This window comes from Novosphingobium sp. KN65.2 (genome assembly GCF_001368935.1).
In the GTDB taxonomy this organism is placed as follows: Bacteria; Pseudomonadota; Alphaproteobacteria; order Sphingomonadales; family Sphingomonadaceae; genus Novosphingobium; species Novosphingobium mathurense.
Genome location: NZ_CCBH010000233.1, coordinates 1 through 6,074, shown reverse-complemented (window position 1 = coordinate 6,074; position 6,074 = coordinate 1). Strand labels below are relative to the sequence as shown.

Sequence of the window (6,074 nt, the reverse complement as noted above, 5' to 3'; positions counted from 1 at the left end):
CCCCCCTTCTTTTTTTCCTTATCCCGTCATGACGTCAGCGACCGAGGCGCGTTCAATCAGCTTGAAGTCGACGAAGCGTGGCAAAGCCCGGTAAGTCGAGGGGTTACGAAGGATATTAATAAGAATTTCCGTGGCTTGTTCTGCGATTTCGGCAAGCGGTTGGCGCACGGTTGTCAAAGTCGGCCAGATCTTGATTGCAATCGGACTGTCGTCAAACCCAGTGATCGAGAGGTCCTCTGGAATCCGCTTGCCTTGCCGAAGTGCGACATTGACGAAGGCCGCAGCCATATCGTCGTTGCCGGCCATGATGGCCGTGAACGCTTCAGGCTCAGCTGTATCTCCTGCGCCGCCCAGCTTTTCCTCGGCAAGGACCAATCCTTCGGAAAAAATCGGCCGCGCTTGCCAGATAAGATCGGGATCTGCGGCGATGCCGTGTTCGCGCAAGGCCCGGCGGTACCCTTCAAGGCGCGCTTTTCCCACGTGCGTTCCGGGCAGCAGGACAAAGGCAATCCGACTATGGCCATGCGAAATGAGGCGGGATGTGAGAGCAAAGGCTGCCGCTTCGTCGTCGATCCGTACGCAGGCCATATCGGGAAGGGACATGCCCGGCGCCATCGCTACGACGGGGATGTTGATTCTTGCAATCAGGCCACTGTCACTGAACTGTTCGCATAGAGGAGGCGGGAGGAGCAATCCGTCAAGGCCGGACTCGGCAAATTCCAGAATGTCGTCGAGCGCTGTTTCCGGATCGTAGGTCTGGATGACCAATTGCACGCCGATACGCGACGCAGCCTTGAGCGAGCCTACGAGCATGGCGCTGAGCAGCGCGCTGTCTTCGTCCCTGTGGAGCAGTCCAATCCGCAGCGTACTGGCACTGGCCAGAGCACGCGCAGCCGCGTTGGGACGATAGTCAAGCTCTGCAATGGCCTTGAGTACAGCCTCGCGCGTGGCGGGCTGCACGCTCGCCTTGTTGTTGATGACGTTGGAAACCGTCATTGCGGAAACCCCCGCACGACGTGCTACCGCTGCCATCGTCGCGCCTTTGGTTGCCCTCTTGCGGGTGCGGCCTACCGGGGGATCTGTTGTCTCTGTCGTCATGCACATCGACCATAAGTTGGCCTTTCGATGATTGACAAGCCCCCTCGGCACGGATAGCGATTTAGCGCTACACAATATCGATGCGTGTAGTCTGAGCTTTCGGCATACCCGAGCTTCTTCCACGTTGGCAGACCGGCTCAGAACGAACAGGCATGGATCCGTTATAAAGGATCCAGCGATGGAGAGAACTTGATGGACGCCACTTCTTCCCTGACCGGCCCGCAAGCCCAAGACGCGGAAAGCTGGCCGCCGGCACGGCAAGCGTGGACGGCCGCGTTCCTGCTGATGGCGGCTTACACGTTGGCATTCGTCGACCGTCAGGCTCTCGCGCTGCTGGTGCAGCCCATCAAGGAAGACCTCGGCGCATCGGACACTGCCATGAGCCTTCTGTACGGGCTCAGTTTCACCATCTTCTATGTCCTGGTCGGAGTACCCGTGGCTTGGCTGGCGGACCGCTCCAACCGACGCAACATCATCGCTGTCTCGATCTTCGTATGGAGCCTTGCGACTGCCGCCTGCGGACTTGTGCGCAGCTATTCCGGGTTATTCATGGCTCGCGTGGCAGTCGGCACGGGCGAAGGCGGGCTCAGCCCGGCGGCTTATTCCATGTTGGCCGACTATTTTCCGAAAGAACGGCTCGCGATCGCGATGGGAATCTACAACATGGGCGTCTATTTCGGAGGCGCGGGCGCACTCATTTTGGGCGGACTGATTGCGGCACAGGTCCCTCCGGGCAGCGACATTGTCGTGCCGATCCTCGGTACGATGAAAGGTTGGCATATCATTTTCCTGCTGCTCGGCCTGCCGGGTGCGCTGCTTTCCCTCGCAATGTTCCTCGTGCGCGAGCCTCGTCGCCGTGGAAATTCCTTCGGCAAACCGGTCACCCACGCCAGTCTGGGCGAGATACTCGCTCAACTCGGGCACCACGCACGGGCCTATTTCGGCATTATTGTCGGCTTCTCGCTGATGATCTTCGTCGGCAATGGTACCGGTGCCTGGATCCCGGCATTTCTTGAACGCAGCTACGGCATGTCGATCTCGGAAATCGGCGCGTCCTATGGGTGGATGGTTTTCTTCTGCGGCACCACGGGCGCTCTCAGCGGTGGATTCTGTGCCAGTTGGCTGCAGCGCCGCGGCTTTGCCAACGGTAACCTGCTAGCGGCCGTGCTGGGCTTTTCCGTACTCATTCCGCTGACAATCGGCTTTCCGCTCATGCCGACGGCGAGCCTTGCACTGGCCGGGATCGGCGCGATGAATTTCTTCGCCGGGTTCAATTTCGGCGGCGGCCTTGCAGCCCTTCAGGAGCTTACGCCAAACGGAATGCGGGCGCAGGTATCGGTCATCTACATGCTCGCGATCAACCTGATCGGCTCGACACTCGGGCCTACGGCCGTAGCCTTGGTGACCGATTACATCTTCGCCGATCCTGGCCGCGTAGGCGAATCGATCTCGCTCGTCTGCGCGTTCGCATCGCCAATGGCTCTTGTTCTTCTTCTCATCGGCATGTCGGGATTGCGCGCTGCGCGCGCAGAACAATCCAAGGTCGAACTTGCCTGACGGGTTCGTGCGGGCTCCTGCCTCAACCACAATAGACGTGACCTCGGAGATGAATTCCATGCGCGCATTGAAGATTGGCCTGGCAGCCTTGCTTGCAGGCACAACGCTGGGTCCGACCTCAGCGACGGCAGCACAGCCACACTCGCAACCGGCACCCGCTGAAAGGCAAACCAGAACGCGTCCGAACGTCGTCGTCATACTTGTGGACGACCTTGCATGGACAGACGTTTCGGCAAATGGCGCCAGCACGATACAGACGCCCAACATCGACTCGATCGGCGCGGCGGGCGCAACATTCTCTGCTGGTTACGTGACGGCTTCCATCTGCTCGGTCAGTCGCGCCGGACTGCTCAGCGGCCGCGTCCCGGCGTCATTCGGATTCATGTACAACATCACAGAGCGCGGAGCGGTCAACAAGGGCGCGGGGCTCCCCCTCAATGTGCCGACTTTGGCCGAAAGGTTGAAGCCGCTGGGTTACGATACCGCAGCCTTCGGCAAGTGGCACCAGGGAAGCACCCCGGAGTTCTATCCCACCCGTCGTGGGTTCGACGAGTTTTTCGGCTTCCTTGCTGGCGAGAGCATTTACGCGACGCCCGATACACCGGGCATCGTCACCACGCCTACGGCCTTCGACAAGTATCAGCCCGATAAGCGTGAAGGTGCGCAACAGTTGTACGAAGGGCCGGAGATGGCCCCAGTCGCCCATCCCCATAAATATCTTACCGAGGACATCACCGAACACGCTGTCGACTTCATCGGTCGCAAGGCTGAAGGTGAGGATCCTTTTTTCCTTTACGTTGCCTATAATGCGCCGCACTGGCCATTGCAGGTGCCCCGTACATATTACGATCGCCATTCCGAGATCAGCGATCCTGCACGGCGCACTTATGTCGCGATGATCGACGCGCTTGACGCGGGTATAGGCCAGATCCTCAAGGCACTCGACGACAAGGGTCTGCGCGACGACACGCTGATCGTCTTCCTCAGCGACAACGGGTGTCCAGTCCAATTCGGTTATTGCACGCAAACCCATCCCTGGGGCGGTGGGAAGTTCACCTATCTCGAAGGCGGAATGCGCGTGCCGTTCATGGCTGCCTGGCCCGGTCATATCGCGCCCGGACAGCGTATCGCGGCACCGGTCAGTTCGCTCGACATCGTACCAACGGTTCTCGAGGCCGTGTCACCCAACAAGCCGCTGCCGAAAGAACTCGATGGGGTTGATCTGCTGGATACCCTCTCCGGCACTGCCCCCACGCAACGCTCCTTCGTCTGGGATCAAAGGCCGGTCCAGGCACTTCGGCATGGCCGCTACAAGTTGTGGCGCTCGCTCGACTGGAAGCAGACGAGGCTTTACGACATCGAAGCCGATCCTTGGGAGCGAACCGACCTGTCCGCCGAGCTACCGGAGGTAACTACGAAGCTGACCCGTGAACTGAACACGTTCGACGCCGCCTTGCCCGAACCCATGTGGCCCGTGCATTCAACAAGGGAGGTTGAGGTTATCGGCCGGAAGACGGAATTCGTCTACTGACCGGTCAGATCGCCTTCCGGCAGTGCGTGTGACCGATTTGCACGCGCACGATAGTCGCTCCGCCCTGACCTTGACAGGCCGGAGCGATACCAATAGCAATTTAGCGCTACACTATGGTATCTGGAGAACGGCATGCGTTCATCCGGAATGCGCTAGGCCGAAAAGTCCAAGTGCGGTGATGCGGCTTTGGGACAGAGGAACGAATTAAGTGCCAGGATTTCGCAAACGCGATGTGCTCAAGGCAGGCGCAGCAGGAATGGCCATGGCGCTCATGCCAATCGGAGCGCGGGCCAGCAGCTACCGCAAACCCGTCGATCGGCGCGGCGCACCGAATTTGCTGCTGATCACGTCCGACGATGTGGACTGGTTCGCGCTCGGGTTCATGACCGGTCGCAAAGGACTGACCCCAAATCTCGACAAGCTGGCGGCACGCAGCCACGTCTTCGAGCAGGTGCGCACCGTTGCACCGATCTGCATGCCCTCGCGCCAGGCGATAATGAGCGGCAAGTTGCCGCACCGCAATGGCGGCAACGGATTCTTTCCGATGTTCGAAGGCACGCCGACTTTGTGCAGCGTTCTGGATGCGGCACAGTATTATTGCGCTGCAAGCCACAAGATCGGGCACATGCAGCCCGCTTCGTCCTTTCCCTGGCGCAACAGCGCGGAAGGTAAGGACCGGCACCCGCTGATCCACGCCGCATTCCTGTCTTTGGCGATCACCGAGGCGCAGGCGCAGATGAAGCCGTTCTTCGTGAACTGCAACATCAACGATCCGCACCGGCCATTCTATGGCAGCCCGGTCGGTCTCGCGATGGACAACAACAACCAGGGTCCCTTCAAGATACCGCGAGAGCTCGGTGCGAACGATGTAGAAATTCCACCCAATCTCGACGACCTGCCGGACGTGCGCGAGGAACACGCCCAGTACTGGAATTCCGCCCAACGTCTGGACATTGCGGTAGGGCACATCCTGGATGCACTGGAAGCAAGTGGCGAGGCGGCAAACACGATCGTCCTGTTCGTTGCCGACCACGGCATGCCAATGCCTTTTGCCAAGGCGACCTGCTACGATCACGGCATTCGCACACCCGTCATATTGAACTATCCGGGCATGGGAGCACCGCGCCGGTTCGACAACCTCACCACCAACCTCGATATTCTGCCAACCTTGTGCGACCTGCTTGGCCAGGCGCCGCCTGAAGGCATCGATGGGGATTCATGGGTACCGATGCTGCAGGGCGGTCCAAGCCTCGATCGTCCGTTCGTGACGTCCTTCGTCGACTACGTATCGAACGGGATGCATTATCCGATGCGGACTTTGCAGGATCGACGCTGGGCCTTTCTCGTGACGCCTTGGGCGGATGGCGGAAAGACGAAGTTCCGCGCCGAATCCATGTTCGGCCTGACCTGGCCGGCCATGGTGGAGCGGGCGAAGAACGATCCTGCGATGGCACGCCGGACGGCACAGTACACCGAGGGCTATCCCCTGGCACTCTACGACCTCAGGAACGATCCCGGCCAGCGCCACAACCTAATCGATGCGCCCGAACACAAGGACCGTGTCGTGCGCATGAAGAAGCTCATGCTCGACGAAATGATCCGAACAGGGGACCCTCAACTCGAAAACTACCGTCGGATGCTGGCTGGCCAAGCCGCAGAAGTCGCGCAGAACCCCGAACGTTATCGATTGCGCCGCGACGATTGAGGTGGCGCCCAAAAGGACAATTGAAAAGAAACGATAAATTCTATCAGGGGCATACCGTCTGCGATGTACTGGCAGGGCTTGCTGCAAGAAGATTGGCTGCCAGCCCCGGCAAGCGTCTGCTCAATCGCGCGGCTGACCGTGAACGCAGGGCGTTCGCGAAGGGTCTGAACGACTGGCCGGCTG

The 6,074-nt window shown here is 59.9% G+C and carries 4 protein-coding genes; 3 read left to right on the top strand and 1 reads right to left on the bottom strand.

Features of this window, described 5'->3' with window-relative positions; genetic code table 11:
- Window positions 1–18: 18 nt before the first annotated feature.
- On the bottom strand, window positions 19–1,032 hold the full coding sequence (locus SPHV1_RS23920) for a LacI family DNA-binding transcriptional regulator (protein WP_255352315.1): 1,014 nt from the start codon (window positions 1,030–1,032) through the stop codon (window positions 19–21).
- A gap of 258 nt (window positions 1,033–1,290) precedes the next feature.
- Between SPHV1_RS23920 and SPHV1_RS23915 the strand changes: the two genes are divergently transcribed.
- The 3 genes from SPHV1_RS23915 (at window position 1,291) to SPHV1_RS23905 (ending at window position 5,891) form a co-directional block, all read left to right on the top strand.
- A complete protein-coding gene (locus tag SPHV1_RS23915; RefSeq protein WP_054948493.1) occupies window positions 1,291–2,655 on the top strand; it encodes an MFS transporter in 1,365 nt (454 codons plus the stop codon).
- A 58-nt stretch (window positions 2,656–2,713) separates the two neighbouring features.
- On the top strand, window positions 2,714–4,186 hold the full coding sequence (locus SPHV1_RS23910; protein ID WP_231634846.1) for a sulfatase: 1,473 nt from the start codon (window positions 2,714–2,716) through the stop codon (window positions 4,184–4,186).
- 208 nt (window positions 4,187–4,394) lie between these two features.
- A complete protein-coding gene (locus SPHV1_RS23905) occupies window positions 4,395–5,891 on the top strand; it encodes a sulfatase (RefSeq protein ID WP_082431152.1) in 1,497 nt (498 codons plus the stop codon).
- Window positions 5,892–6,074 lie beyond the last annotated feature (183 nt).